General features: G+C 69.9%; 27 protein-coding genes. 8 read left to right on the plus strand and 19 right to left on the minus strand.

Features of this window, described 5'->3' with window-relative positions:
• Positions 1–7 precede the first annotated feature (7 nt).
• Entirely contained in the window at positions 8–811 is an 804-nt protein-coding gene (locus CLM62_RS15035; protein ID WP_095750429.1) for a maleylpyruvate isomerase family mycothiol-dependent enzyme, read from the minus strand.
• A gap of 321 nt (positions 812–1132) precedes the next feature.
• Between CLM62_RS15035 and CLM62_RS15040 the strand changes: the two genes are divergently transcribed.
• Positions 1133–2641: a cytochrome P450 gene (locus CLM62_RS15040; protein WP_179382103.1), complete on the plus strand. Its 1509-nt coding sequence runs from the start codon at positions 1133–1135 to the stop codon at positions 2639–2641.
• A 32-nt stretch (positions 2642–2673) separates the two neighbouring features.
• Here CLM62_RS15040 and CLM62_RS15045 read toward each other — a convergent pair whose 3' ends face one another.
• Genes CLM62_RS15045 through CLM62_RS15060 form a run of 4 tightly spaced genes read right to left on the minus strand, consistent with a single transcriptional unit; the run spans position 2674 to position 7601 of the window.
• Positions 2674–4350, minus strand: a complete 1677-nt coding sequence (locus CLM62_RS15045; protein ID WP_095750362.1) for a glycoside hydrolase family 13 protein — start codon at positions 4348–4350, stop codon at positions 2674–2676.
• Between the two features lie 35 nt (positions 4351–4385).
• Positions 4386–5219: a carbohydrate ABC transporter permease gene (locus CLM62_RS15050; RefSeq protein ID WP_095750363.1), complete on the minus strand. Its 834-nt coding sequence runs from the start codon at positions 5217–5219 to the stop codon at positions 4386–4388.
• Positions 5216–6289: a carbohydrate ABC transporter permease gene (locus tag CLM62_RS15055; RefSeq protein WP_095750364.1), complete on the minus strand. Its 1074-nt coding sequence runs from the start codon at positions 6287–6289 to the stop codon at positions 5216–5218. Before CLM62_RS15055 ends, CLM62_RS15050 begins: the two co-directional genes overlap by 4 nt.
• A gap of 10 nt (positions 6290–6299) precedes the next feature.
• Positions 6300–7601, minus strand: coding sequence for an ABC transporter substrate-binding protein (locus tag CLM62_RS15060; protein WP_257003848.1), 1302 nt, complete (start codon positions 7599–7601; stop codon positions 6300–6302).
• A gap of 321 nt (positions 7602–7922) precedes the next feature.
• Here CLM62_RS15060 and CLM62_RS15065 point away from each other — a divergent pair, with 321 nt between their 5' ends.
• Entirely contained in the window at positions 7923–9026 is a 1104-nt protein-coding gene (locus tag CLM62_RS15065; RefSeq protein ID WP_306457909.1) for a LacI family DNA-binding transcriptional regulator, read from the plus strand.
• On the opposite strand, the gene CLM62_RS15070 is transcribed toward CLM62_RS15065, so the two are convergent.
• The 11 genes from CLM62_RS15070 to CLM62_RS15125 form a co-directional block, all read right to left on the minus strand.
• On the minus strand, positions 8990–10306 hold the full coding sequence (locus CLM62_RS15070) for an FAD-dependent monooxygenase (RefSeq protein ID WP_257003849.1): 1317 nt from the start codon (positions 10304–10306) through the stop codon (positions 8990–8992). The two genes, CLM62_RS15065 and CLM62_RS15070, sit on opposite strands and share 37 nt — an antisense overlap.
• Before the next feature lie 47 nt (positions 10307–10353).
• On the minus strand, positions 10354–11892 hold the full coding sequence (locus tag CLM62_RS15075; protein WP_095750367.1) for a glycoside hydrolase family 43 protein: 1539 nt from the start codon (positions 11890–11892) through the stop codon (positions 10354–10356).
• Between the two features lie 174 nt (positions 11893–12066).
• Positions 12067–12369 carry a gas vesicle protein K gene (locus tag CLM62_RS15080; RefSeq protein ID WP_095750368.1) on the minus strand — a complete coding sequence of 101 codons (303 nt, stop codon included), beginning with the start codon at positions 12367–12369 and terminating at the stop codon, positions 12067–12069.
• A gap of 7 nt (positions 12370–12376) precedes the next feature.
• Entirely contained in the window at positions 12377–12592 is a 216-nt protein-coding gene (gene gvpJ / locus CLM62_RS15085; protein WP_095750369.1) for a gas vesicle protein GvpJ, read from the minus strand.
• On the minus strand, positions 12589–13401 hold the full coding sequence (locus CLM62_RS15090) for a GvpL/GvpF family gas vesicle protein (RefSeq protein ID WP_095750370.1): 813 nt from the start codon (positions 13399–13401) through the stop codon (positions 12589–12591). Before CLM62_RS15090 ends, gvpJ (CLM62_RS15085) begins: the two co-directional genes overlap by 4 nt.
• Positions 13398–13760, minus strand: a complete 363-nt coding sequence (locus CLM62_RS15095; RefSeq protein ID WP_095750371.1) for a gas vesicle protein — start codon at positions 13758–13760, stop codon at positions 13398–13400. The genes CLM62_RS15090 and CLM62_RS15095 overlap by 4 nt, the downstream gene beginning before the upstream one ends.
• A complete protein-coding gene (locus CLM62_RS15100) occupies positions 13757–14008 on the minus strand; it encodes a gas vesicle protein GvpG (RefSeq protein WP_095750372.1) in 252 nt (83 codons plus the stop codon). Before CLM62_RS15100 ends, CLM62_RS15095 begins: the two co-directional genes overlap by 4 nt.
• 3 nt (positions 14009–14011) lie before the next feature.
• The gene (locus CLM62_RS15105) at positions 14012–14722 is read right to left on the minus strand and encodes a GvpL/GvpF family gas vesicle protein (protein ID WP_095750431.1); all 711 of its coding nucleotides are present in this window, start codon (positions 14720–14722) and stop codon (positions 14012–14014) included.
• Positions 14723–14784: 62 nt separating this feature from the next.
• Positions 14785–15159, minus strand: coding sequence for a gas vesicle protein GvpJ (gene gvpJ / locus CLM62_RS15110; RefSeq protein ID WP_095750432.1), 375 nt, complete (start codon positions 15157–15159; stop codon positions 14785–14787).
• Between the two features lie 320 nt (positions 15160–15479).
• Positions 15480–15833: a gas vesicle protein gene (locus tag CLM62_RS15115; protein ID WP_095750373.1), complete on the minus strand. Its 354-nt coding sequence runs from the start codon at positions 15831–15833 to the stop codon at positions 15480–15482.
• 326 nt (positions 15834–16159) lie between these two features.
• Positions 16160–16513, minus strand: a complete 354-nt coding sequence (locus tag CLM62_RS15125) for a hypothetical protein (RefSeq protein WP_095750375.1) — start codon at positions 16511–16513, stop codon at positions 16160–16162.
• Between the two features lie 397 nt (positions 16514–16910).
• Between CLM62_RS15125 and CLM62_RS15130 the strand changes: the two genes are divergently transcribed.
• A complete protein-coding gene (locus CLM62_RS15130) occupies positions 16911–17288 on the plus strand; it encodes a hypothetical protein (protein ID WP_095750376.1) in 378 nt (125 codons plus the stop codon).
• A 126-nt stretch (positions 17289–17414) separates the two neighbouring features.
• A complete protein-coding gene (locus tag CLM62_RS15135; RefSeq protein WP_095750377.1) occupies positions 17415–18611 on the plus strand; it encodes an ABC transporter substrate-binding protein in 1197 nt (398 codons plus the stop codon).
• Positions 18612–18716: 105 nt separating this feature from the next.
• On the opposite strand, the gene CLM62_RS15140 is transcribed toward CLM62_RS15135, so the two are convergent.
• Positions 18717–19226, minus strand: coding sequence for a MarR family winged helix-turn-helix transcriptional regulator (locus tag CLM62_RS15140; protein WP_095750378.1), 510 nt, complete (start codon positions 19224–19226; stop codon positions 18717–18719).
• A 100-nt stretch (positions 19227–19326) separates the two neighbouring features.
• Between CLM62_RS15140 and CLM62_RS15145 the strand changes: the two genes are divergently transcribed.
• The 4 genes from CLM62_RS15145 (at position 19327) to CLM62_RS15160 (ending at position 23973) form a co-directional block, all read left to right on the plus strand.
• Positions 19327–20787, plus strand: a complete 1461-nt coding sequence (locus CLM62_RS15145) for an MFS transporter (protein ID WP_095750379.1) — start codon at positions 19327–19329, stop codon at positions 20785–20787.
• A 197-nt stretch (positions 20788–20984) separates the two neighbouring features.
• Positions 20985–21419: a hypothetical protein gene (locus tag CLM62_RS15150; protein WP_095750380.1), complete on the plus strand. Its 435-nt coding sequence runs from the start codon at positions 20985–20987 to the stop codon at positions 21417–21419.
• Positions 21420–21484: 65 nt separating this feature from the next.
• Positions 21485–22729 (plus strand): CaiB/BaiF CoA transferase family protein, encoded by a 1245-nt coding sequence (locus CLM62_RS15155; RefSeq protein ID WP_373559145.1) that lies wholly within the window; start codon positions 21485–21487, stop codon positions 22727–22729.
• A gap of 68 nt (positions 22730–22797) precedes the next feature.
• Entirely contained in the window at positions 22798–23973 is a 1176-nt protein-coding gene (locus CLM62_RS15160; RefSeq protein ID WP_095750434.1) for an acyl-CoA dehydrogenase family protein, read from the plus strand.
• 52 nt (positions 23974–24025) lie between these two features.
• Here the strand turns inward: CLM62_RS15160 and CLM62_RS15165 are convergent, their stop codons facing one another.
• A complete protein-coding gene (locus tag CLM62_RS15165; protein WP_095750381.1) occupies positions 24026–24523 on the minus strand; it encodes a flavin reductase family protein in 498 nt (165 codons plus the stop codon).
• Positions 24520–25710: an acyl-CoA dehydrogenase family protein gene (locus CLM62_RS15170; protein WP_095750382.1), complete on the minus strand. Its 1191-nt coding sequence runs from the start codon at positions 25708–25710 to the stop codon at positions 24520–24522. Before CLM62_RS15170 ends, CLM62_RS15165 begins: the two co-directional genes overlap by 4 nt.
• Positions 25711–25918 lie beyond the last annotated feature (208 nt).

Raw genomic sequence — 25918 nt, forward strand, 5'->3', positions numbered from 1 at the left:
CGCCTGCCTATTTGCGGAGCCAGAAGCCGGATCGGTCGAGCCACAGGGTCAGCAGGTCCACGTCCCCGAACACCTCGACGGCCGCGTCGGCCGGGGTGCGGCGGCCGTAGAGGAGCAGCACGAGGTCGGTGAGCGGGGCGCGTACCGCCACGGCGGCCTTCTCGTGGGCGTGGCGCCAGGTGATCGGCTCGCCTGTGAGGTCCACCAGCCACTCGGCGTGGCGCGCGTCGGTGGCGTGCAGGTGCAGCGTGCGGCCCGGGCCGGTGAGCGGCGGGGCGTCGGGGCCGGCCGCTTCCAGGACCCGGGGCAGCGAGCCGAAGCCCATCCACTCGTCCAGGGCGTCCCGGGCCAGGTTCTCGCGTACGGCAAAGGGGGCGCCCGTGGCGAAGGCCGCGTCGGCGGCGTGCAGGGTCGTCTCGTGGGTCATCCGCCGGGCCCAGAAGAGGGCGGTGCCGCTCGGGGCGACCGTCCACACCGGGGCGTCGGGACCGGCCTCGCGCAGGGCGCCGGTCAGCTCCGTGGCGCCCTCGGCGAGCCAGTCGTCCAGGGCGGAGGGGGTCTCGGGGCCGGGCGAGGAGACGTCGTCGACCATGTCGTGGGGGACCGGGCCGGTGGCCCGGGTACGGACGATCTGCGCCGCCCAGCGGTGGGTGCCGCCGACGTGCCGGGCTAGCTGGGTGAGGGTCCAGCCGGGGCAGGCGAGGATGGGGGTGGCCGCCGGGCCCGCCTTGGCGGACCGCACGGCCGCGCGCAACTCGTCGGCCCGGGAGCTGATTTCGGTGCAGTACGCGTCGTGGCTCACGTCATTCACCCCGACACCGTAAGACGGACCGAGCCCGGGCCGCACCGCAACTCGGTCAACTCCTGCTTGTAGCCACGGCCGGCGGAGCCGGCGGCGGTTCGCAGCATGCAGGCAGCCGGGTCACCTGCAGAGCGGCCGGCTCGCGCTGGACGAGACCGTGGTCGACGGATTCGAGCGCACCGGGGACGCGTTCCTGGGAAACCGGCCGTCTCCGCCCCCGCACAGGCCGTGCCCTGTGTGACGCAGCGATCACTTCGAGCAGGCATCCCGCCGCGCGATCTTGGGCATGCATCGGCCGCAAGGACCCCCACTCGAGGAGTGTCAAGCGCCGTGAACGCCTCGCCAGCCACAGCCGCCTCCACCCCCACTGCTCCGGGAGCCTTCCCCCTGATCGGCCACGCCCACCGCCTCACCCGCGACCCGCTGGCCTTCATCACCTCGCTGCGCCGGCACGGCAGCGTGGTGCGGATACGCATAGGTCCCACTCCCGCGTATGTCGTCACCGACCCCGCCCTGACCCGCCGAGTCCTCGTCACGGACGCTGTGCACTACGCCAAGGGCGGCAAGATCATCGACGCCCTGAGAGTCTTCTTCGGCGACGGACTCGCCACCGTCGCCGACGGCGACACACATCTGCGCAATCGCCGCCTGATGCAGCCGATGTTCAACAAGGCACATATCGCCACCCGCGGCACCGCCATGATCGAGCAGGTGCGGGCGATGATCAGCGCATGGGACGAAGCCGAACCCCGTGACGTGTACGCCGACATGAACGACGTCACGCTCGCCGCGTTCCTCGTGGCCCTGTTCGACACGGACCTCCCCGCGCACCTCCAGGGCGAGTTCACCGCCCTCATGCCCGCGATCATGAAGGGGACGATCCGTCAGACCGTCCTTCCCCCCTGGGCCACCCGCCTGCCCCTGCCCGCCAACCGCGCCCACGCGGAGCGCGTCGCCCGGTTGCGTGCCCTCATCGACCAAGCCATCGACCATCACAGCAGCCGGGCGCCGCATCCGCCCTCCGAATCCGCGGACACCTCTGCCGAGCATGTGGGATGCCCGCACACCGCCTCGGCACAGGAACGCGAGGGGCTGTTCACCACCCTGCTGACCACCGAAGACCCGCTGACGCGCCAGCAGTTGCAGGACGAGGTCATCACGCTGCTGACCGGCGCGATCGAGACCACCGGCACCACGCTGGCCTGGACGCTGTACGAGATCGCCCGCAACCCCGAGATCGAACAACGCCTGCGCGACGAGCTGGACTCGGTCTGCCCGGACCGCCCCCTGCGCTACGACGACCTCGACCAACTCCCGTACGCCCGCAAGGTACTGCAGGAGGCCGTCCGCAAGTACGGACCGGCATGGATGGTGACCAGGACCGTCACTCAGGACGTGGACCTGGGCGGTCACCGCATACCCGAGGGGTCCGACGTCGTCTGGAGCCCTTACCTCCACCAGCACGACCCCGACTACTTCCCCCAACCGGATCTCTTCGATCCGGACCGCTGGACACCCGAGCGCGCCCCGGCCACCCGCGGCTCGTTCCTCGCATTCGGCGACGGACGCCGCAAGTGCATCGGCGAGAACTTCGCCTGGAGCGAGCTGCACATCATCCTGGCGACCATCCTGCAACTCTGGCCCCGCCTCGAACTCACCTCCCGCCCTCCCCGCCCGAAAGCCGTCGTCACCGTCAAACCCGACACCATGGCGATGGCGTTCCACCGGATGCCCACACCGGCGGCGGACACCACCACCACACCGGCGGCGGACGCCACCACACCGGCACGCCGACTTCAGCCACCGGCACCGGACAAGCCGGCAACGGCCTCCGGCTGACCGCCGAGCGTTCCGCGCGAGCGCCCAGGCCGCTACACCGCGAGCCAGACCGCGTGATCCGGTGCCAGCAGGCCCCCTTCGACAGGGCGACTGGAGAGCAGGAGGGAGGTGTGTTCGGGCAGGGGGTGCGCCTCGGCCGAGAGGTTGACGACGCAGGCGAAGCCCGGTGCGCGACCGAAGGCGAGGACCCCGTCAGGTGCCTTGAGCCAGGTCAGGGTGGAGTCGCCGAGCGCGAGGAGCTCACGGCGCAGCCGCAGGGCGGCGCGGTACAGCTCCAGCATCGACGTGTCGTCGCCGGTCTGCGCCTGAACGCTGAACTCAGCCCAATTCGCCGGCTGCGGCAGCCAGGGCGCTGCCGAGGCACCCGCCGGGCTGAAGCCGTACGGTGCGGTCCGCCCGGACCAGGGGAGCGGCACCCGGCAGCCGTCGCGCCCGCGGTCGGTGTGCCCGGACCGCTCCCAGATCGGGTCCTGGAGCACGGCCTCGGGCAGGTCCTCGACCTCCGGCAGGCCGAGCTCCTCACCCTGGTAGATGTAGGCGCCGCCGGGCAGGGCGAGCATCAGCAGGGCGGCCGCACGGGCGCGTCGCCGGCCCCGTTCCAGGTCCAGTGGACCTTCGGGCCGGTACGGCTCGTTGGCCACCCAGCGCCTGACGGTCCGGCGGCCGTAGCGGCTGGGGTGGCGCATGACGTCGTGGTTGGAGAGCACCCAGGTCGCCGGCGCGCCCACCGCCCCGAGCATCGAGAGCGAGTCGTCGATGACCGCGCGCAAGTCTTTGGCGTCCCAACTAGCCATCAGGAAATCGAAGTTGAACGCTGTGTGCAGCCCGTCCCGGCGGACGTAGGCGGCGAGCCGCTCGGGGGTGTCCGCCCAGGCCTCGGCGACGAACGACCGGTCGCCGGGGAACTCGTCGGCCACCTTGCGCCACGCGCGGTAGATGTCGTGCACCTCGTCGCGGTCCCAATGCGGGTGGTCCAGGTGCTGCCGGACCCGCTGATCCGTGTTCTCCCGGCGGGAGAGCGGCCCGAGCACCCCCGCCGGCTCCTCGCGGGGCGGCAGGTCGGGCAGCTCGGGGTCCTTCACCAGCCCGTGCGCCACGTCGATACGGAACCCGTCCACGCCCCGGCCGAACCAGAACCGCAGGATCGACTCGAACTCCGCCCGAACCTCGGGGTGTTCCCAGTTGAGGTCCGGCTGCTGGGGAGCGAACAGATGCAGATACCACTCCCCGTCGGGCAGCCGCGTCCACGCCGGACCGCCGAAACAGGAGACCCAGTCGTTCGGCGGCTCGGCCCCGTTCGGCCCCCGGCCGGGGCGGAAGACGTAGCGCTCCCGCTCCGCGCTGCCGGGCCCGGCCGCCAACGCCGCCTGGAACCACGCGTGTCGGTCGGATGTGTGGTTGGGCACGATGTCGGGGATGACGCGGATCCCGTGCTCGTGCGCCTCCTCGATGAGCTGCTCGGCCTCGGCAAGCGTGCCGAACAGCGGGTCGATCGCACGGTAGTCCGCCACGTCGTACCCGTGGTCCGCCATCGGCGACTCGTACCACGGGTTGATCCAGATGGCGTCGACGCCGAGCGACTCGAGATACGGCAGACGGGAGCGGATGCCGGCGATGTCACCGACGCCGTCACCGTTCCCGTCGGCGAAACTGCGGATGTAGACCTGGTAGATGACGGCGCTGCGCCACCACGGTGCGGTACCGGACATGCTGCTGCCTTACTCCTCGAGCCTTGGGTGGGTGTCTACTTCGCCGCGCCTGCGGTCAGCCCGGCGACGATACGGCGCTGGAAGACGAGCACCATGATCACCAGTGGGACGGTGACGAGGACGCCCGCCGCCATCTGGCTGCCGTACGGGGTCTGGTACGTCGTGGCGCCGCTGAACTTCGAGATGGCGACCGTCGCGGTCTGCATGCCGGGCTTGTTGGTCATCGACAGGGCGATGAGGAACTCGTTCCAGGCGGCGATGAAGGTGATGATCGCGGTGGTGAAGATGCCGGGTGCGGCGAGGGGGACGATGATCCTGCGGAACGCCTGGCCGCGGGTGCAGCCGTCGACCATGGCGGCGTGCTCCAACTCGTCCGGCATCTGCCGGAAGAACGTGGTCAGGTTCCACACCGCCAGCGGCAGCGTGAAGGACATGCTGGGCACGATCATCGCCTGGTAGGTGTTGATCCAGCCGATGTCCGTGAACAGCTTCAGCAGCGGCACCACGATCGACACCACCGGGAACATCGAGGTGGCGATGATCAACGTGAGGATCAGTCGCTTGAACCGGAACTCCAGCCGGGCCATCGCGTACGCGGTGAAGGTGGCCAGCAGCAGCGACAGCACGGTGGTGACGCCGGCGACGATCAGGCTGTTGAGCAGCGCACGCGAGAACCCCTGGGACGGGCTGAACACCGCACGGTAGTTCTCGAACGACACCGGATGGGGAAACAGCGAGGTGCTGAAGATGTCGGTGCTGCGCCGCAGACTGGAGACCAGCATCCAGTAGAAGGGGGCCAGGCAGTAGGCCATCACAGCGGCGACACCCATGTAGGGCAGCCACTGACGCCACTTGGCCGTGAGGATCATGCCGTCACCTCCGCACGGCGCGGCGCCACAAGGCCTCGGCGCCTGCCCCGGGCCGCGCGCCGGCCCCTGGCGCCGCCTGCAGCGCCGACGAGATCGGCGCCCAGCAACCGGACGAAGGCGAGCGCGATGAGGAAGACGTAGAGGAAGAGGAGCACCGCGTAGGCGGAGGCCGGTCCGAAGCGGACGTTGGAGGCCTCGTTCTGCGCGAGCATCGACAGGGTTTCCACCGAGCCCTTCTGCGCGCCGATGAGGATGTACGGCAGGTCGAACATCCGCAGCGCGTCCAGGCACCGGAACAGCACCGCCACCAGCAGCGCGGGCTTCACCAGAGGCAGGGTGATCCGCCAGAACCGGGCCAGGGCGCCGGCTCCGTCGATCCGGGCCGCCTCGTAGACCTCCTTCGGGATCACCTGCAGGCCGGCCAGGACCAACAGCCCGATGAAGGGGGAGGTCTTCCACACGTCGGCGATGATGACCGCGATCTTGGCCTGGAAGCCGTCGGCGGTCCACAACACCTGATGTCCGATGAGGACGTTGGCGATGCCGTCGGCGTTGAAGATCCACCGCCACAGCAGGCCGGAGATGGCCGTGGGAATCGCCCAGGGCACGAGGATGCCGGCCCGCACCAGGGCCCGGCCCCGGAACGCCTTGTGCATGATCAGCGCCATGGCCACACCGATCACCGTCTCCAGCGACACCGTGACGACGGTGAACAACGTGGTGTTCCAGAAGGCGTTCCAGAACCGGTCCCCGGCCTGGGTGAAGATGTCGGTGTAGTTCCTCAGCCCCACGAAGGGCTCGGTGTTGCTGATGAAACCGGTCTTCGGGTCCAGCCCCTTCGGCCCGTACAGCGACTCGTGCAACGCCATGATCGTCGGATAGATCACGACGATCGTCAGCACCAGGAGCGTCGGGGAGACCAGCAGCGCGGCCAGCCGCCCCGTGCCCGCGGTCGCGCGGGCTCGTGTGCGGCGGGCGTTCGGCGGCGAGGAGGGCCGCCCGGTAAGGCTGCCGACCGCGCCGCCGGACTCGGGTGCGGCGGTTCCTGGCGGGACCTTGGTGTCGGCCATCACCCACTCCTCACTGCGCCGTCAGCTTGCGCAGATCTGCCTGCAGGTCCTTCAGCGCCTGGGCGCTGCTCTTCCTGCCGGTCAGCGCGGCGTAGACCTCCTGCTGGATCGCCGACGTCACATCCCCGTACTGCACGACCCGCGGGCGCGGCACGGCATGCGTGATGGACTGCTTGAGAACGGGCAGGTACGGATACTGCTTGTCCAGCGCCGCGTCGTTGTACAGGTCCGCGTACGGCGGGGCGAGGGAGGCGTTCTTGAGGAAGTAGCTCGCGCTCTGCTCGCTGCTGAAGAACTTCATGAAGTCCAGCGCCGTCGCCTTGTTCTTGGCGAAGGACGACAGGGCCAGGTTGGAACCGCCGAGGCTGGAGGTGCCGGGCCCGTTCAGGCCGGGCAGCGGCGCGACCGCGAACTTGTCCGCGATCTCGCTCTTCTGCGCCAGGGAGTACACGTACGGCCAGTTGTTCAGGAATACCAGTTTTCCGGCCTGGAACGCCTGACGGCCGTCCTCCTCCTGGTAGGTGATGGCCTCCTTCGGGATCGTCTTGTCCTTGAAGGAGTTGACGAGGAAGTCCAGGCCCTTCTTCGCCTGCGGGGTGTCGACGTCCGGCGTGCCGTTCGCGTCGGTGATCCGACCGCCCGCGGAGTTCACGGCCTCGGCGAAGTTCACCGTGAGGCCCTCGTACTTCTGGAACTGCCCGGCGTAGCAGGACATGTTCTTGGCCTCGGGCAGCTTCTTCACCTTGGCGCAGTCGGCCGTCATCTCCGCCCAGGTGGACGGGGCTTGGCTGATACCGGCTTTCTTCAGCAGGTCGTCGCGGTAGAACAGCATGCCGCCGTTCGAACTGGCCGGGACCGCGTACAGGTTGCCGCGGTACTTCGCCGTCTCCACCACCGGCTGCAGCATCTTCGACAGCGGGAACTGGTTCGCGGGCAGGGGCTCGATCCACTGGTGGGCGGCGAACTCCGACGTCCACACGACGTCGGTGGCGAGCACCGTGTAGGCGTCGGACTTCGTCTCCGCGTTCTGGATCATCTGCTGTCGCTGCGAGTCGGCATCCGTCGGCAGCTGGATGAAGGTGACCTTCTCCTTCGGGTGCAGCTTGTTCCAGCGGTTGATGATCGTCTGCACGGTGCCGGTGGTGTCCTTGCCGGCCACATACGTGATGGGCCCACGGCCCTTGAAGGACGTCTTCTGGGCCGGCTCCGCGGAGATGCTGCCGCCTGACGAGCCGCAGGCGGTGAGCAACAGCCCCGCGGCGACGAGCGTTGCCGAACACTGAAGGACTCTGGTCGTCCTGATCTTCTGCACTGTCTCTCTCCTGGTCGTGCGAAACCGGAGCCGCGACGGTGTCGTCACGGGATTCTATGGAAGAAAGCGCAGGTCAAAGCCCTGAATGGATGACTTCACGGTGACGGCTTCGACTCCGCCGTGGCAACGTTTGCATGACAGGCGTGCAACCTGGGGAAAACAATCAGCAAATTCCCGGTAATGCGGGCAAGGCTTGGCTGAATATTGCGCCCTCTATACGGCTTTTGCGGTGAAACTCGGCCCTCATGTCTGGGTAGGACGCAATGACAGCGCTGTCACGACGGGGCCTCTCAGAAAGGTCAGCCGTGTTAGCGTCCGCTCATGCCTCCAGCTCAGCGGCACCCCACGATGACCGATGTCGCCGAACGGGCCGGGGTCTCCCCGTCCACCGTCTCGCGCACCCTGCGCGGCCTGCCGACCGTCTCACCGGAGGTCCGCGCCCGGGTCGAACAGGCCGCCCGTGAGCTGAACTTCGCGGTCTCGCGGCAGGCCGCGAGTCTGGTCACCGGCAGGACCGGGGTGGTGGCGGTGCTCGTGCCCACGCTCACCTCGTGGTTCATGGGCTCGGCGCTGTCCAGCCTGGGACCCCTGCTGCGGGCGGCCGACATGCAACTGTCCGTCTACGTCATCCCCGACCTGGCCGAACGCGCCTCGTTCTTCAAGCATCTCCCCGCCCGCCGGAACGCCGACGCGCTGCTGGTGTTCTCCTTCGACCTCACCGACGAGGAAAGCGCGCGGCTGGATGACCTCGGGATGCCGGTCGTCTACGTCAGCCAGCACGTCGAGGGCCGCCCCAGTGTGTACGTCGACGACGTGGCCGGAGCCTGCGAGGGCACCCGGTATCTGCTCAACCTCGGGCACCGCCGGATCGCCTTCATGACGACCGTGGGCGCCAGCGGCTTCACCTTCAGTTCGCACGAGCGGCTGCTCGGCTATCGCCAGGCGCTCACCGAGGCGGGCATCCCGCCGGACGACGACCTGGTGGTGTCGGCCCAGGCTCAGGACAGGCGCGCCACTGTGGAGGCGGTCGGCAAGCTGCTGAGCCTGCGGGAACCGCCCACCGCCCTCTTCGCCGAGCACGACGAACTGGCAGTCTCCGCCATCTCGACCTTGCGTAGAACGCGGATCGAGGTCCCTGGGCGGATGTCCGTCCTCGGCTTCGACGACCAGCCCCTGGCCGAGTGGTCCGACCTGTCCACAGTGGCCCAACTGCCCTCGACCATGGGGCACGTGGCCGGAGAACTGGCCCTGAAGCTCATCAACGACGCGGACGCGGACCACAAGCGGCATATCATCCTGCCCACCCAGGTGATCCCACGGGCCACGACGGCTCCGCCGCCGGACCCTCAACAGGAGCAAACCGGCTCCGGCACCGACCCCCGCGACGGTCATGCGAGGGGCGACCGAACGTCCTCCGTGTCATAGGAGTACAGCCATGCCCTGTGTCGCAGCGCTGCGGAGCGGCGCATGGCCTCATCGCGTGCTCGCTGCTCCGGGCCGTCGGCGAGGTGCAGGTCGGCCGCGGCGCTTCGGGAACGGCTTTGTATCTCGGCGGCGCGAGGAGCACGAAGGGATTCGTACCGGCGCAATGCCGCGGCCACTGTCTGTGGACCGGCCTCGGCCAGGCATGCCGCGAGATCCATCGCATCCTCGACCGCCTGGTTCGCGCCCTGCGCCATGAACGGCAGCATGGGGTGCGCGGCATCACCGAGCAGAGTCAGCCGGTCCGTCGACCACCTGTGCAGCGGCTCGCGGTCGTACAGCGCCCAGTGACGGACCTGGCCGACGGCGTGAAGGATCTCGGAGACCGCGCCGTGCCAGCCGGCGAAGGCGCCGCGCACCGTGGCCGGATCCGCCGTGGCCGACCACGATTCGGTGAGTGGGGCGCTCACAGAGGAGACCGCGGCGAAACTGATCAGCTCGCCCCCGGACACGGGATAGCACACGAAGTGCCCGTCCGGCCCCAGCCACAGCCTGACCCGGGGTTGTCGCGCGGCCGGTGACAAGCGGTCGGCACCCACCAGCCCGCGGAATACGCTCAGGCCCGAGAAGACCGGGGCGTCCCGTACGAGTGCGTCACGGACGACGGAGTGAATGCCGTCCGCGCCCACGACGACATCGGCCTCATGTGTGGCGCCGTCTTCGAACAACAAGCGCACCAGGTCCGCGGACTCCTCCACCCGAAGCAGCCTGTGGCCCAGACGGAGCCCGGCGGGCTCGGACAGTGCCCGCAGCGCATCGTGCAGATGCGCCCGGTGCACGCTGTAGTACGGAGCACCGAAAAGCCGTTCACAGTCGGCCCCCAACTCGGTGCGGGAGATGGAAACGCCCCGCCGGCTCTGGAACTCGATCGCCTCGAGCCGAACAGCGCGTTCCTTGAGCGCGGGACCGAGTCCGAGCCGATGCAGCGGTCGCACCGCGTTCGGGGCGAGCTGGACACCCGCGCCGATCTCAAAGAACCCCCGCGTCTGCTCGAAGACCACACAGGGAACGCCGGCCGCCCGCAGCGCCGCGGCCAATGTCAGACCGCCGATTCCCGCGCCGACAACGGCGATCCGTAACCCGCTCTGCCGCCTCGTCCTCCGCACCGATTCCCCCCTCGCGCCCCGACCGAGCCGGCACTCGGATGCCGGTGCCCGAAGAACGCGATGCCGGTACGGGAAATTTCGTGATCGACGGCCGGTACGCGAGAGCTCATACCGCACCCCGGCCGCAACGCCGGTTGAGCGCGGCCGGGGTGAGTGAGCACCTGTCAGGCTGCCCGCAACTCGAACCAGTCGAAGGCCGCACTGCCCCGCGTGGCGTACATGCCGAAGACACGTCCGGTGAAACCGCCGGCGACCTCGGTGGTGAGGTAGCGGCCGTCCAGTTCGGCGAGGATCTCGAAGTCGCCGCTGTCCGTCTCATAGCCGAGGCGGAGGGTGTCGGGGCCACCGACCCGGAGGCCGGCCGGGGGAGTTGCTTGCGGACCCGTGGGCCGGGTCGTGACCGTGGGCGGCAGGACGTCGCAGGTCGTGACGTCGATGCGCAGCTTCACCGGGCCGGAGGGCACGGCCCGTTCGGCGACGGCGTGGCGCAGGGGGCCGATCCTGGCGACCGCGCGGATCATGCCGTCACCCGCCTCCACCTCGTAGTGGTGCGCCTCGTCCAGCCGTACCGCAAGCCCGCCCCGGCCGCCTTCGGCGACGTCGACCAGTGTGCGCGCGGTGCAGTCGGGGTCGCGCTGTCGTCGTCCGACGAAGAGCGCGCCGGGCGTGTCGAGGCCGGCCGCGCGGGCGTGCAGCACCAGATGGCCGGGCCGCTCGTCGATGCGTACGGCTTCCGGGTCGTGCCGCCGGAGAGACACCCAGCACGGGGCGAGCGTGGAGGAGTCGAAGTCGTCCCGGTCCGGCTCCTGCGGCCAAGGGTGCGGTGGCAGCGCCGGAGCGGGCGCACGCAGTTCCAGAGGCCCGGGCAGCGGCCACTCGTCCTCCCATCGCACCGGTACGAGGAACGTCTCCCGGCCCATGCCGTGGTACATCGGTGTGTCGCCGCGGGGCCTGGTGCCCAGCAGCACCATCCACCACGTGCCGTCGTGCGCCTGCACCAGGTCGCCGTGGCCGGTGTTCTGCACCGGATGGCCGGTACTGCGGTGGGACAGCACGGGGTTGGCCGGGTGAGGTTCGAACGGCCCCGGCAGCGTACGGGACCGGGCCACCGACAGCGCGTGCCCACGTTCCGTGCCGCCCTCCGACAGCAGCAGATACCACCAGCCGCCGACCCGGTACAGGTGCGGGCCCTCGGGATACTGCAGCCCGCTGCCCGACCACATCGGCATTGGCTCGCCCAGCAGCTCGCCGGACTTCGGATCGATACGGACCCCGCGGATACCGCCCGACGAGAACACGCACCAGCAGGTCCCGTCCTCCTCCCAGGCCAGGTCGGGGTCGATGCCCGGAACGCCGACCGGCACCGGATCCGACCACGGCCCTGCCGGGTCCTCGGCGGTCACGAGGATGTTGCCCGCCCCGGAGACCACGGTCGTGATCAGCCAGAAAAGGCCGTCGTGGTATCGCAGCGTGGGCGCGTACACCCCGGTGGAGGACGGGGCCGTGTCGGGCAGCTCCAACTGCGCGGGCCGGTCCAAGGCGTGCCCGATCAGCCGCCAGTGCACCAGGTCGCGGCTGTGCCAGATCGGCACGCCCGGTACGTACTCGAAGCTGGACGTCGCCACGTAGTAGTCGTCGCCGACCCTGCAGATGCTCGGGTCCGGGCTGAAGCCGGGGATCACGGGATTGTCGAAGAACGCCATGTCCGTCCTGAGGAGTGTGGTCGGGGAACGTGGCGCGGCGACGCGGAGGCGGGCCGCACAGCCAGAAACTGTTGAAGCGCTTCGAAAGTTGGCACGCGGGACTGTCACATGTCAACAGGTAGCCGTCTCAGGGCTGTATCGAAGCGCTTCGACGGAAGTCCGCCAGCGCTGCGTTCAGTCAGTCGGCGGCAGCAGGGTGCCCAGCGGCCCCAGGTCCAGGTTGAGGTCTTCCAGGCGCAGGTCGTAACGGGCGCAGAGTTCTTCCATACGGTCGTGCAGGAGCATCAGCGTCAGGCCGATGCGTTCCTCCTGCTCCTCCGTGAGGTCGTCGTTGTCGACGCGGTGGAGGGCCTGGCGTTCCATGAGCTGGCGGAGGAGTTCGACGACGGTCAGGACGAGTTTGACCAGGTCGCGCTCGACGGTGTCCGGGTCGGTGGACAGGCGGTGGGCGGTACGGGTGCCCGGGGGCGGGGGCATGGAGGCCTCACAGCAGGGGAACGGGGTGGGCCGCGTCGTTGGCCACGGTGTCGACGGCCGCGGCGGCGACGGGGGCTATGACGGCGCGGAGGTCGATGCGGACGAGGTCGACGTCGGCGATGGACAGGACGAGGTCGCCGGTGACGACGACGCCGCCTTGGAGGAGGCGGTCGAGGAGGTCGATGAGGGCGATCGGGCGGTCGGCAAGGGAGTTGACGGTCACCGGGCGGGCTCCGGGGGAAGGGCGAAGGAGTAGGGGGCCCAAGGGCCGGTCACCTCCACGTGGACGCCTGAGAGGCCCTCGGCGGCTGCCAGGACACGGGTGCGGAAGTCGTCGACGCGGTCGGCGGGGACCAGGTAGGTGTCGTTGCTGACGTTGGTGCCGGGAACCGGGCCGGCGAGGTCCCCGCGTTGGGGGCGGTGGGCGACGTGGCCGACGGCGAGGGTGGCGACCGTGTCGGTGAGGCGGGCAGCGGTGCGGGTGGCCGCGTTCCAGGCGTCCTCGGCGGTGCGGCGCCTGCGGCGGCGTCCGGCCAGGTAGGCGCGACCTGGGTTGAGGTCGGAGGGCGGGGCCGGGTCCGGGTCGGACGGTTCGTCGTCAGCGGTCTCCGGGGCGGCGTAGATCTTGACGCCGAGTTCCACGTGGCCCGTCAGGCGATCCAGTAGGGGCAGGAAGTCCTCGCGGCGGGCGCCGAGGGTCTGCCGTACGCGGTCCTTGTCGCGGTAGACGGTGGCCAGACGCAGCGGCAGGACGGCGTCCCCGAGCCCGGCGAGGGTCGCGACGACGGTGTGGTGGGCGCGGGCCGTGGATTCCAGCCAGCTCAGGTCCTCCAGGTGGGCCTTGAGGGGCGCCTCGTCGAAGTCCGCGGCCGGGACGGGGCCCACGGCCGCGGCCAGCTGTGGACCGGGGTCCGCGGACTCCACGAGGTGTATCGGCTCGCCGGCGACGCCGCGCAGGCCGGCGACCGCCTCCTCGGCCTCCGGTGTGCGGCGCAATACCGCGTAGGCGTAGACGATGTCCGTGTCGGTCATGGGTTCTGGCTCCTGTCGGCCGCCCGCAGCGCCGCGATCTCGGCGTGCAGGCGTTCGTTCTCCTCCACGAGCGACCGGTCCGGGCGGGAGGCCCGGGAGGAGAGGGAGGGGTCGTTCTCCCACCAGTCGATGCCCATCTCCTTGGCCTTGTCGACGGAGGCGACGACGAGTCGCAGTTTGATGGTGAGCAGCTCGATGTCGAGCAGGTTGATCCGGATGTCGCCCGCGATCACCACACCCTTGTCGAGGACCCGCTCGAGGATGTCGGCGAGATTGGCGGACTGGCCGCCGGGTCCCTGGCCGTACGAGGACGGAAGGCGGGGCGCTCCGCCGAGTCCGCCAGCTACCGGTTGGGTCATGGTCGGGGGGCTCGTCTCCACGCGGTGATTTCGTCGAGTCGGTCCAGCAGTTCGTCCTCGCGGCGGTCGTACTCGGCCTCGTCGATCCGTCCGTCCAGCAGGGCGCGTTCCAGTTCGACGAGGGCCCGCTGGACCGGGGCCGGGTCGTAGTACTCCGCTTCGGCGGCGTTCAGTACCTGCTCGGCGGCCCAGAGAGTGGTGCGCAGGGGCGCGAGCGGGAGGGCGAGGATGCCGGTCAGCAGGCCCATGGGTCAGGCGGCGAAGCTGTACGGCGGCAGGGGCCCGCGCAGCCGGAAGTCGTAGGCCTCGCCGTAGTCGCGCGCCAGCCGCTGTCCGGCTTCGGTGAACTCGTGGGCGCGGGCGCGTTCGACGAGAAACGAGACGTTGAGGAAGTCGTCCTTCGCCGGGGCGGCCTCGACCTGGGCACGGGCCAGTCCGGACAGCCGCTGGACGACCTGGTCGGCCAGCAACCGCTGCCGGGCGTCGACCTGCCGGGCCACCAGCTCTCCGAGGGCGACGCGATCCTCGTAGCTGCCGTCGCCGTCGCGGGTGCGCTCGTTGAGACGGCGGGCCTCGTCGGACTCGATGAGCACCTCGCGCAGCAGGTCGTCCTGGGCGCGAGCGGCCTTGAGATTGAACTCGGTAGTGCCGTGCAGCTCGTCGAGCCTGCGGGTGTACTCCTCGCCCATCTCCTGCAGGGCCGCTCTGACGGCCGCGTCGTCCGGGGCGAGCATCCCGAACCTCATCGGGAGGACCGCTCCGTCCGCCATCAGCCGCTCCTGCAGCTCCTGGTGGGCCGCGAGGTCACGGCGTTTGGGACGCAGCCCAGGGGGCGCGGGGCTGACGACCGCGGCGAGCCCGCCGTGGACCACCGTGGCCAGGGAGTCGGCGCCGCCGCCGACGGTCCGCAGTCCGTCGAGCCGCAGGGGGTGGTCGGCGCTGGTGATCGCATAGACGTACAGGGACGGGTCCGGCGTCGGGTCCGGGGCCCGTTCCGCTGAGGATTCGGTCGGCGGGGCGCTGCTCACCGCTCCTCCTTGTCGTCACGGTCGAAGACGTCGCCGATCGCGTCGATGGCACCGCTGATCGCACCGCCGGTCTTCCCCCTGGCGCCGCTTTCGACCATGTCGCCGACGATGTCGGTGAGCCGGGCGGGGGCCTTGCGGCCTGCCTCCAGGTCGAGGCGGTTGCAGGCCTCGGCGAAGCGGAGGTACGTGTCGACGCTGGCGATGACGATGCGTACGTCGATCTTGAGAATCTCGATGCCGACCAGGGAGACGCGGATGAACACGTCGATGACGAGCCCCCGGTCCAGGATGAGTTCGAGGATGTCGTAGAGGCCGGCGGTGCCCGAACCGCTCGAGGTGGCGGCGGGTTGCATTCCGCCGCTCTGCGTCATGACGGTCACGATTCGGTTCCTCTCGCTGGGCTCCGCTCTCGGACATGGCACCGGCCGACTTCGAACGGGCGGGCGCAGTGCCGCTTGTAGGTACGGGCGCGGCAGTGGCCGTGTTCACGGCAGAACGAGAACAGTCCCCGCGAGAAGACGTGAGAGGCCTGCCGCTCCGGTGAGTTGGGAGGGCCAGGCTGGTCAGTGACGGTGAAGTCGAGGTCGTGGCCGCCGAGTTGGAGTCGGCAGCCGCGCGGGTGGCGGGCCGACGCCTGCCGTACGCCGACCCGCCCCCGCCCAAGACCTCACGTACATGAATGCTTACTTGGCTACTGACGCCCCCGGTCGAGTTGGCCGCGGGCGTAGCGCCGCACTCGCTCGTAGCCGAGGAGTTGGCCCTGTTCGTCCAGGGTGACCCGGTAGCTCGCCATGATGGTCATGGTGTCGGGGACCCGTTCCAACTCGACGACCTCCACGTCTGCCGTCCAGCCGTCCTGCGCCGGTCGCAGAGCGGAGACGGACTCCGGGTTGGTGCCGAGCAGCTCGGCGAGCTGAGCCGCCGCGCCGCGCATTGCCTGGGAGGCGGTCACGCGGCCGGAACGGCCTGTCGTGTCGCCTGTCGTATTGCCGGTCGGGTCGGGGGAGTTCCGCGCGTCCGGGGCGTCCTGGTCGGTGCTTGTCATGCTCCTACCGTGCCAAGTCCGCGGCTGTGTGGGGAGCGGATCGCGTATCAAGAGCGCTCGATCGCCGACAAGCAACGCCGCAGTGGGCCTGCCGCCGCTATCGCGTTGGCCGGTGCGCCTGGTCGGCATGCTGTCCGCCCAGCAGTTCCGCTGCCTGGTGCTGCGTGTGCTGGGCGGCCATCTGGGCCTCCGCCACAGCGTCACCGCGTTCACGCACCAAGTGCTCGTAGATCGGCAGGTCATCGCTTTCACTGGGGCTGCGTGTCACAAGTACCGGTCCTTCCGCGTCGTGCTCTCTCCCGCTCGGTGAAGTGCCCGTAATGCGATCAGGTCCGGTTGAGCCGGGCGGCGATTCCGTGACCGATCAGCAAATAGATAACGGCCGGGAGACCGTAATTGAGGAGGACCCGTAGCCCCTCTGTGTCCATCGTGAAAATGTCCTGTGCCCATCCGGCCAGCCAGTCCGCTGTCCCGTGCACGAACTCGACGAATGCATTCGAGCTGTTCGCGTCGAGCAGGAAGAGCAGGATCCACAGGCCCAGCAAGCCGGCCGCGACATCGGCGATCGTGCAGATCACCAGGGCTGTCCGCCGTGCGGCGGTCTGGTTGCGCACGGAGCGGTCGGGCCTCGGGGGCTGGTCGTACGTCTGGTATCCGGAAACCGGGTCGGTGTTGCTCACAAGAAATCCGATCTGAGCGTTGTTCTGTCGGCAGGGCCACCCGGCGTGCCGAGATTCGGCGCCGGGCGGTAAATCGTTCCTGCCTAGCTCAGCGTTTTGCATGCACTGCCGCGTTACACCTCCGACCGCGGGACCCCAAATATGGCCTCCTATTCGGGCACTTGGTCAAATGTTCGCCTGCGAGGGGACATTTGCGGACGACAGGGCCGGGGCTGTCCCAGGTCGTCCCCGCACCCTCGTCAACCGCCACGGACCTGGCATCACATCGGAGTACCTGATCAACCGACTTTCAAAGATTCACCTCGTTGGGGGCCGTGCCGATCATCCGCGGCGTCGTTAGGCCGGGCGACCCCGCCCGAACGGTCGGGGCCGATCCAGCGGAAGGAAACATTCAGAGATGTACAGCGCGCGGCGTATCGCGGTGGTGGCCTCGATGGTGGGGATGCTGATGGCGGTTCCCGCCGGCATGGCCACGGCTCATGCCGGTGACGGCGACGCGGGGACGGGCGGTGTGCTGTCCAACGTCTCCGGCAGGAACTCCTCCGGTCACGCCAACCTCTGCGGCACGGGCAAGCTGGCGCTCTTCAAGGAGCGCACCTGTGTGGCCAAGGACAACGGCAAGGGCGGCGGGGACAAGGCGGGCCCCAGCGGCGGCGTCCTGTCCAACCTCCTGTTCGCCCGCAACGCCTCGGGCCACAGCAACAACTGCGGCAACGAGACGGTGGCGGTGTTCAGCCGGACCACCTGCGTCACCGTGGACCGCTCCGCCCACTGAGCAGCCGTATCGGCTCAGCGGTGAGGGACGGGGCCGGTGCCTGACGCTCGGCGTCCGCCGAAGTGGTCGGCACCGGCCCCTCGCACGGGACAACAATCCGGCAAAGGGCAGGCGGTTTTCACTGACATGTCGTCAACTTCCCTGTGCGTCGGTGTAGTAGCGCCACTGACGGGGCGGCTGGCCCCCCTCGGGTCACCGCTGTCGTACGTCCTGTGCGCGCTGGGACCCCGGCTCGCGCACGTCCGCAACGGCGGCCGACACTACGACGTGACCATCGCCGTACGCGACAGCCGCTCCGATCCGGAGGCGGCCCGGCAGGCCGTGCGCGACCTGGTCGACGTCGACGGGGCGCACATCGTGCTCACGATGGCCGGGACCCGGGTGCTGCCCGCCGTCACCGACGCCTGCGAGGAGGCGGAGGTCCCTTGCGTGTCGACCACCTTTCCCTGGCAGGCATACGTCCATACGCGCGGCGCCGATCCCGGGCATCGCTTCCGCTGGACGTACCACTTCGCCTGGGGACTGGACGACATCGCCGCCGTCTTCGCCGACCTGTGGGAAGGGATCGACGGCCGGCGCGCCGTCGGATGCCTCTGGAACGACGACCTGCAAGGCGGGCTGCTGCGTCACGACCGGCACGGCTTCACCCCGGCGGCGTCCGCGCGCGGACACACCCTGGTCGACCTCGGCGCCTACCGGGAACCTGCCGGTGACTTCCACGCCCAGGTCGGCCGGATGCGGGAACACGGCGCCGACCTCGTCACCAGCGCCGCGACCGCCACCGACCTGGCCCTCTTCCACCGGCAGGCCCGCGAGGCGGGGCTGCGGCCCCGACTGATCACCTGCTCACGCTGGCTGACGTACCCCCACACCCACACCACGCCCGCCCCCGACGTCCACGGCGAACTCGCCGACGCACGCGTGGCCACCTTGGTCTACTGGAGCCCCGACCATCCCCACCGCTCCAGCCTGGACGGCACCACCTGCGCCGAACTCGCCCGTGCCTACCAGCACGCCACAGGCTCCCCCTGGCTCCAGCCCCTCGGTCTGGCCCACGCCCTCCTGGAGACCGCCCACCACGCCCTCGCCGTCGCGGCCGATCCCACCGACCGGGCGTCCGTCGCGCAGGCCATCGCAGGCACCACCCTCGACACCGTCGCCGGAACTCTCGACTGGACGCGGGGACCGACCCCCAACATCGCCCTCCTGCCCCTGGTCGGCGGCCAGTGGCACCCCGGCCCGCGAGGCCCACGCCTCGCCATCGTCACCAACGCCGCGCACCCCGGCGTACCCCTCACCGGGGACCTCACGCCGTCCCGATGAGCTGCTGAACGTACCGAGGAGGCCGGCTCACCACGCGGGTGTCATGCCCGAGTGGTGAGCCTCGTCTTCATCGGCGGCCGGTGCCCGCCTCCACCTCTGAGAAGCTCAGGTCCCTGCTGCCGGACGCGTTGCACGGGTCTGTGGCCGTGCCCTGACCAGTCCGGCTTCCACGGCGGTGAGCAGGGCGAGGGCCGCGTCGAGGTGCGAGGCGTCCTGGCCGGCCGCCGCGGAGACGGCCGTAGCCCATTCCCGGCGGACGAGGGCGTAGTTGGTGCGGCCGTGTTCGGTGGTGTGGACGGTCACCCCGCGGCCGTCGCCCGGGTCGCTGCGTCGCTCGATGAGGCCCTTCTGTTCCAGGCCGCGCAGGACGGTGGAGAGGTTGGTGCGCTGCAGTCCGGTCGCCGTGGCGATGCGGCTGGGTGGGGCGGCGGGGTCGTGCTGCAGGTGGCGCATCACCATGCCCTCGGAGGGTGACAGGGGGATGGCCCGTTCGTCGGTGTAGCCGCGGAACTGGATCTCCCTGCTGATGATCAGCACGAGGTCGGCGAGCTCGGCCCACCGCGGGTCGTCGTTCGGTGAGGTCGCCGGGCCTGTCGGGTGCGATTGGTCCTCCATCACGGCTCCAGGGTACGGGTTGCGGGGAAGTGGTTATGAGCTCATACTCCTTATGGATTCATAGTTATGATCACATAATTTCAACTTCCTGGGAGCTGTCATGACGACAACCACTTCCTCCCGCCATGCCGGGACGGCGACGCTTTCGCCCCATGCCACCGCCCGTGCGGGCGGACTGCACCCGGCCGGCGTGTTCATACTGCTGGCCGGCGCGTTCTTGCCGATCATGGACTTCTTCATCACCAACGTGGCCCTGCCCAGCATCGACGCCTCGCTGCACGCCTCCGCCTCGTCGCTGGAGCTGGTGATCGCCGGGTACGGCGTGGCGTACGCGACGCTGCTGGTCCTCGGCGGCCGACTCGGCGACCGCTACGGCCGCCGCCGTATCTTCCTCGGAGCTCTCGTGGGCTTCGTCCTGGCGTCGCTTGCCTGCGGCGTCGCTCCGACCGTGGGCACGCTGATCGCGGCCCGCATCGTCCAGGGCGCCACCGCCGCTCTGCTCGTCCCGCAGGTGCTGGCGACCTTCCACCACGTCCTCGAAGGAGAGCGCAAGGCCCGCGCCGTGGCCCTCTACGGCGCCACCTCCGGCATCGCCGCCGTGGTCGGGCAGCTGGTGGGCGGCCTGCTGGTCAGTGCCGACATCGCCGGTACGGCGTGGCGGCCCATCTTCCTCGTCAACGTGCCCATCGGGCTGGTGGTCCTGCTGCTGGCGGCCCGTATCGTGCCGGCCACTCGCTCGCACCACCCGGTCGGCATCGACCTGCCCGGCACCCTCCTGTTCGCCGCCACGCTGACCGCCCTGCTCGTCCCGCTGACCGAGGGGCACTCCCTGGGCTGGCCGTGGTGGACCTGGTCGCTGATCGCCCTCGCGGTCGTTCTCGGCGCCGTCACGTACATCGTGGAAAAGCGCGCCGAGCAGCGTGGTGAGGTGCCGCTGCTGCCGCCGTCCCTGCTGCGCCTGCCGTCGATGTCACGTGGCCTGGTCATGGTGTTCGCTTTCAGCGTCGGCTTCGGCGCGTTCATGTTCGTCTTCGCCCTGACGATCCAGAACGGGCTGCACGCCGACGCCCTCCACGGCGGCCTGGCGATCCTGCCGATGGCCCTGCTCTTCTTCGCCGGCTCGCTGTTCGCGCCCCGTGCCATCAGCCGGTACGGCCGGGCCGCGCTGGCCGTAGGCGCGGTCGTCCAACTCGCCGGACTGATCTCGCTGGTGACGGTCCTGGTCGCGAAGTGGCCGCAGGTCAGCCTGTGGGCCATGGCCGGGCCGCTGGCCCTGGTCGGAGCCGGACAGTCGATGCTGTTCGCCGGCCTGTTCCGCAGCGTGCTCGCGGACGTCCCCACTCACCTCGGCGGCATCGGCAGCGGTGTGCTGATCACCCTGCAGCAGAGCGGACTCGCCCTCGGCGTGGCCACGCTGGGCACCCTCTACCTGGTCCTGGCGCCGCACGACATCGCCCACGCCTTCGCGGGTGTCGAGTACGTGCAGATGGCCATCGTCGCCTTGCTCGCGGTCGGCGCCGCCGCCCTGCCGCGCTTCACCGACCCCGCGTCGGCCTCCTGACTGAACCGGCCCTGGAGCTCCTTCCTGAGAGTAGCGCCGGAAAACCGGCTCTGACCTCAGCGAATGGAACGTGTTCCGCGCACAAAGATGCGTCAGCTCGTCGTTGACCGGCGATCCGTGGGAGCGCCAGGGTGGTGGAGCCGCATCGGATTCCGATCACCCGTTTCCGGTCACCGAACTGAGCGCAGGAGGCCGTGATGCTCCAGACAGACACCCGTGAACACACCGAGTTCCCGGAACACCACGAAGCGGCTCCGGCCGCCACGATCGCGCCCGCCGCGCCGACCGCACCGGCGCTCTGCGGCGGACTGATCTTCCAGCGCTGCCTTTGGTGCGGCACTCCGGCCTACCGCCGTTCGTTCTGCCGTGCCTGCGGGTCCATGGCCCTCAAACGGGAGCGCAGCGTGGGTGCCGGGGTCGTCATGCGCCGCAACGGACCCGCCCCGCACAACACGTGGTTCGTCGCGATGGACGAGGGATTCACCCTTGTCTGCCAGGTCACCAGGACCGCGCCGATCGCGGTCTCCGTCGGGGCGAGGGTGAAGGTCGTACAGGCCGTCGACCCGCACTGCCAGGGCCTTCCGGTCGCCGAACTCACCGACCCGGCACCGCCGTTGGAGCGCTGGTGGTGACGGGGCACGGCACGGGAAGGGCAGGGCAGCATGCGCGTAGCGGAGACGATCAGAGGGGAGGGTGCGTGGGCACCCAGCACGACGCGCCGGACGGATGGGCCGGCATTCTCGACGGAACGGGGCGCGGCGCGCTGGACGGTCTGCGCATCGCCGACTTCTCCCGGGTTCTCGCGGGGCCCTATGCCACCATGCTCCTCGCCGACCTCGGCGCCGACGTGGTGAAGGTGGAACGGCCGGGCATCGGGGACGACACCCGGGCCTGGCACCCGCCGGCGGACCACGACGGGACGTCGACCTACTTCCTCGGCGTCAACCGGAACAAGAAGTCCGTCGTCCTGGATCTCACGACCGAGGCCGGCCTCGAACAGGCCTGTGCCCTGGTCGCCGAGTCCGATGTGCTGGTGGAGAACTTCCGCCCCGGCACGATGGAACGGCTCGGACTCGGCCATCGCGAACTCCGCGCCCGGCACCCGGAGCTGATCTACTGCTCGATCAGCGGTTTCGGCAGCGGTGCGGGTGCGGGGATCCCCGGATACGACCTCCTCGTGCAGGCCGTCGGCGGTCTGATGAGCGTGACCGGGAACGCGGAGGGGGAGCCGGTGAAGGCGGGTGTGGCCCTGGTCGACGTGATCACCGGGCTGCACGCCTCGCTCGGCATCCTCGCGGCCCTTAGGCACCGGGACGCCACCGGGGAGGGGCAGCGAGTGGAGGTGAACCTGCTCGGCTCGCTGCTGTCGGCCATGGTCAACCAGGCGTCGGCGTTCGCCGTCGCCGGTGTGGTTCCGGGCCGCCTGGGCAACGCGCATCCGAGCATCGCGCCGTACGAGACCTTCCCGGCCGCCGATCGCCCGATCGCGATCGCGGTGGGCAACGACCGGCAGTTCGCGGCTCTCGCCGAGATCGTCGGGGAGCCCGGTCTCGCTCTCGACGGCCGATTCCGTACGAATGCCGACCGGGTCGCCCACCGCGCCGCCCTCCGGGACATCCTGACCGAACGGCTGTGCGTCGCCGGCGCGGACCACTGGTCGGCCGTCCTGCTGGCCGCGGGGGTGCCCGCCGGACCGGTCAACACCCTCGACGAGGCCTTCGCCTTCGCCCGGCAGCTCGGCCTTCCCGGCATCGTCGAGATCCCTGCCGCACCCGCCGAAGGGGCGGAGGGCAGGTCCTCCCGCCAGGTCGCGAGCCCCATCGCGCTGAGCGAGACACCCGTGCGGTACCGCCTGCCGCCGCCGCACCTGGGCGAGCACACCGCGGAGATTCTCCACCGCTTGTCCGACCACGCCGCCGCGCCGAACGGAGCGGCCACATGAACGATCCCGGCGCGGACACCACGACCGAAACCGACCACCGCAACCATCGCAATCACCAGGAGCCCACGATGAGCCGCAAGCCGCTGAACGACCCTCTCGACCTGCTCGACATCTCCTCCACCCTCTCCGACGAGGAGCGCGAGATCCAGGCGACCGTCGCCAAGTTCCTCGCCGACCGGGTCCGCCCGCACATCGGAGAATGGTTCGAGAACGCCCACTTCGCCCGTGAACTCGCCCCGGAACTCGGGAAGTTGGGGGTCCTCGGCATGCACCTCGAAGGGTACGGCTGTGCCGGCACCAACGCCGTCAGCTACGGGCTGGCGTGCCTGGAGCTGGAGGCGGCCGACTCCGGCTTCCGCAGCTTCGTCTCGGTGCAGGGCTCGCTGTCGATGTACTCCATCTGGAAGTGGGGCTCGGAGGAGCAGAAGCAGCAGTGGCTGCCCCGGCTCGCCGCCGGTGAGGCGATCGGCTGCTTCGGGCTGACCGAGCCCGACTTCGGCAGCAACCCCTCCGGGATGCGCACCAGGGCCGTCCGTGACGGCGACGACTGGATCCTGAGCGGCTCCAAGATGTGGATCACCAACGGCGGCATCGCCGACGTGGCCACTGTCTGGGCGCAGACCGAGGACGGCATCCGCGGCTTCCTCGTGCCGCGCGGAACGCCGGGCTTCACCACGCAGGACATCAAGCAGAAGATGTCGCTGCGCGCCTCCATCACCTCGGAGCTGTACTTCGACAACGTACGGCTGCCCGACTCCGCGCGGCTGCCGCTCGCTCAGGGCCTGCGCGGACCGCTGTCCTGCCTCAACGAGGCCCGCTTCGGCATCCTGTTCGGCGCGGTCGGCGCGGCTCGCGACTCGCTCCAGGCGGCGATCGAGTACGCCGACTCCCGCGTGCAGTTCGACAAGCCGATCAGCGCCTTCCAGCTCACCCAGAAGAAGCTCGCCGACATGAGCGTGTCCCTGGGCGGCGCCGCACTGCTCGCCGTCCACCTGGGCCGCCTCAAGGACCAGGGCCGCATCCGGCCCGAGCAGATCAGCGTCGGCAAGCTCAACAACGTCCGGGAAGCGATCGCCATCGCGCGGGAGTGCCGCACCATCCTCGGCGCCAACGGCATCTCCCTGGAGTACTCACCGCTGCGCCACGCCAACAACCTGGAGTCCGTCCTCACCTACGAAGGCACCAGCGAGATGCACACCCTCGTCGTCGGACAGGCGATCACCGGTCAGGCGGCGTTCCGCTGACCACCGCTCCCCCCCGGTCGGGGGCCGGAAGGCCCCCGCGGCGGCTGTCGGCTCATGAGACGGCCAAGCGCCGGAACCGGCTGCCGTGGAACACCAGCGGCTCCCGGTCGGGTTCGGCCTTCAGGCCGTGGATCTCCAGCAGGACGATCGTATGGTCGCCTCCGGGAAACTCGGCGTAGGTCGAGCAGTCCAGCCAGAGACCGGCACCGTGGATGTACACGCTGTCGTCCTCGCCGGCTTCCCAGTCGACATCCGCGAACCGGTCCCCTTCCTTGCCGGCCAGCGAACGGCAGATCGCGTCCTGCCCCTCGGCCAGCAGGCTCAATCCCAGACGACGCCGTTCGCGCAGCCTCGGCCAGGTTCTCGAGGTGTCCTGCACGCAGATCGAGACCAGAGGGGGGACCAGGGAGACCGGGGTGAAGGTGCTCGCGGCCATGCCCACCGGGGTGCCGGAGTCGAGTGCGCACACGGCTGTCACGCCGGAGGGGAAGCAGCCGAACGCTCTGCGCAGCAGAGAGGGATCCATCGGTGCCGCGTCGAGTGGACTCATCGCGCACCGCCGGCGGGCTGCTGACCCGACAGGGCCGCGCCCAGCTTCCGCATCGAGCCGTTGTTGCCCACCACGTGCTGGGAGACGCAGCGGACATCTCGCCAACGACGCTGCACCGGGCTGGTGCTGTAGAGCCCGGAACTTCCGGACAAGGTCATGATCTCGTTGAGGATCCGGATGCCCTCGTGGTGGATGTGCTGGGTACCGCCGGTGTAGCCGAACCACTCGGTCTGCGTGGGCGCCTCGCCCGCGAGCGCCCGGTCCATCACGGTGCGGCCCGTCCGCTCCGACAGGGCCCTCAGCGCTGCCGTGCGCACGTGCAGCTCGGCGAACTTCTCCTGGAACACCGGGTCCTCACCGATGACCACCCTGGGGTTGAACGCCGGCCGCTTGGTCGCGGCGAGTTCGGCGAGGTCGTCGAGCGCGCCCTCCAGACAGCCCAGGACGACGGCGTCGTGCGAGGCCCCGGTGGGGGAGTACGGCAGCTCGTAAAAGGGAGCGGGGATGTTGTTGTCACCGAACATCGGACCCGTGAAGCGCTCGGGCACGAAGACGTCGTCCATCGTGAAGTCGGTGCTCTGGGTGGCACGCAGGCCCACAGCGTCCCAGGTGTCGAGGAACGTGACCTCCTCGGGGCGGACCAGCGCGATGCGCATGTCCGGGCTGCCGTCCGGCAGCGGGGGCGCACCCTCGACCACGAAGCCCGCGAGCATCCAGTCCGGGGCGAACGAGCCGCTGGCCAGCGGCCAGCGGCCACTGATCCGGTAGCCGCCCCGCACCGGCGTCGCCTTCCCCTTCGGTGCTATCGCTCCCCGCAGCAGGAGGTCGGCGCCGTCGCCGAACACCTCCTCGGCGAGCGTGCTCGCGGGCAGCGTACGGACGAAGAACCAGGCCATCGAGGCGGCCTGAACGGTCCAGCCGGTCGAGCCGTCGGCCCGCGCGATCTCCCGGACCACCCGAGCGCCTTCGACGAGGTCGAGCTGCTCGCCGCCCCATGCCCCGGGCAGGCTCATCCGGAACACACCGGCCCGGCGCAGGGCGGTGACGATCTCTGCGGGGACTGCCCGGGCCGCCTCGGCCTCGGCGGAGCGCGCCGCGATCTCGGGCAGATGGGCGCGGACGCGGCCGAGCACGCTGTCGTCGGCTTCCCGGTTCTGGGAGGAGGTGGACTCGAGCAATGTCGTCATGATCGTTCCTTGGGAGTGCTTGCGGTCAGTGAGGGCCGCGTGTGGTTGATGAGTGGTTGCCTCGATGGGCTCGAGGAGAAGGGCGCCCGCTCGTCCGGCTCGTCCTGCACGGACCCCGGCCGGTGCGTCCTGGTCACTGCCCCGAATGATGTGGGGCGGGACACATGTCCTGCTTGTGTCCGGGAGCACGGGTATTTGCTTGGCTGAG

It is taken from the genome of Streptomyces sp. SA15 (assembly GCF_002291145.1).
In the GTDB taxonomy this organism is placed as follows: domain Bacteria; phylum Actinomycetota; class Actinomycetes; order Streptomycetales; family Streptomycetaceae; genus Streptomyces.

Excerpts from the sequence above, each read along its gene's own strand:
- CLM62_RS15065 (WP_306457909.1), top strand. The coding sequence starts at position 7,923 with ATGCCTCCAGCTCAGCGGCACCCCACGATGACCGATGTCGCCGAACGG.
- CLM62_RS15130 (WP_095750376.1), top strand. The coding sequence starts at position 16,911 with ATGTACAGCGCGCGGCGTATCGCGGTGGTGGCCTCGATGGTGGGGATG.
- CLM62_RS15150 (WP_095750380.1), top strand. The coding sequence starts at position 20,985 with ATGCTCCAGACAGACACCCGTGAACACACCGAGTTCCCGGAACACCAC.
- CLM62_RS15050 (WP_095750363.1), bottom strand. The coding sequence starts at position 5,219 with ATGATCCTCACGGCCAAGTGGCGTCAGTGGCTGCCCTACATGGGTGTC.
- CLM62_RS15115 (WP_095750373.1), bottom strand. The coding sequence starts at position 15,833 with ATGACAAGCACCGACCAGGACGCCCCGGACGCGCGGAACTCCCCCGAC.
- CLM62_RS15145 (WP_095750379.1), top strand. The coding sequence starts at position 19,327 with ATGACGACAACCACTTCCTCCCGCCATGCCGGGACGGCGACGCTTTCG.
- CLM62_RS15165 (WP_095750381.1), bottom strand. The coding sequence starts at position 24,523 with ATGAGTCCACTCGACGCGGCACCGATGGATCCCTCTCTGCTGCGCAGA.
- CLM62_RS15140 (WP_095750378.1), bottom strand. The coding sequence starts at position 19,226 with ATGGAGGACCAATCGCACCCGACAGGCCCGGCGACCTCACCGAACGAC.
- CLM62_RS15075 (WP_095750367.1), bottom strand. The coding sequence starts at position 11,892 with ATGGCGTTCTTCGACAATCCCGTGATCCCCGGCTTCAGCCCGGACCCG.
- CLM62_RS15045 (WP_095750362.1), bottom strand. The coding sequence starts at position 4,350 with ATGTCCGGTACCGCACCGTGGTGGCGCAGCGCCGTCATCTACCAGGTC.
- CLM62_RS15090 (WP_095750370.1), bottom strand. The coding sequence starts at position 13,401 with ATGACCGACACGGACATCGTCTACGCCTACGCGGTATTGCGCCGCACA.
- CLM62_RS15100 (WP_095750372.1), bottom strand. The coding sequence starts at position 14,008 with ATGGGCCTGCTGACCGGCATCCTCGCCCTCCCGCTCGCGCCCCTGCGC.
- CLM62_RS15160 (WP_095750434.1), top strand. The coding sequence starts at position 22,798 with ATGAGCCGCAAGCCGCTGAACGACCCTCTCGACCTGCTCGACATCTCC.
- CLM62_RS15170 (WP_095750382.1), bottom strand. The coding sequence starts at position 25,710 with ATGACGACATTGCTCGAGTCCACCTCCTCCCAGAACCGGGAAGCCGAC.
- CLM62_RS15095 (WP_095750371.1), bottom strand. The coding sequence starts at position 13,760 with ATGACCCAACCGGTAGCTGGCGGACTCGGCGGAGCGCCCCGCCTTCCG.
- gvpJ (WP_095750432.1), bottom strand. The coding sequence starts at position 15,159 with ATGACGCAGAGCGGCGGAATGCAACCCGCCGCCACCTCGAGCGGTTCG.
- CLM62_RS15080 (WP_095750368.1), bottom strand. The coding sequence starts at position 12,369 with ATGCCCCCGCCCCCGGGCACCCGTACCGCCCACCGCCTGTCCACCGAC.
- CLM62_RS15135 (WP_095750377.1), top strand. The coding sequence starts at position 17,415 with ATGTCGTCAACTTCCCTGTGCGTCGGTGTAGTAGCGCCACTGACGGGG.
- CLM62_RS15055 (WP_095750364.1), bottom strand. The coding sequence starts at position 6,289 with ATGGCCGACACCAAGGTCCCGCCAGGAACCGCCGCACCCGAGTCCGGC.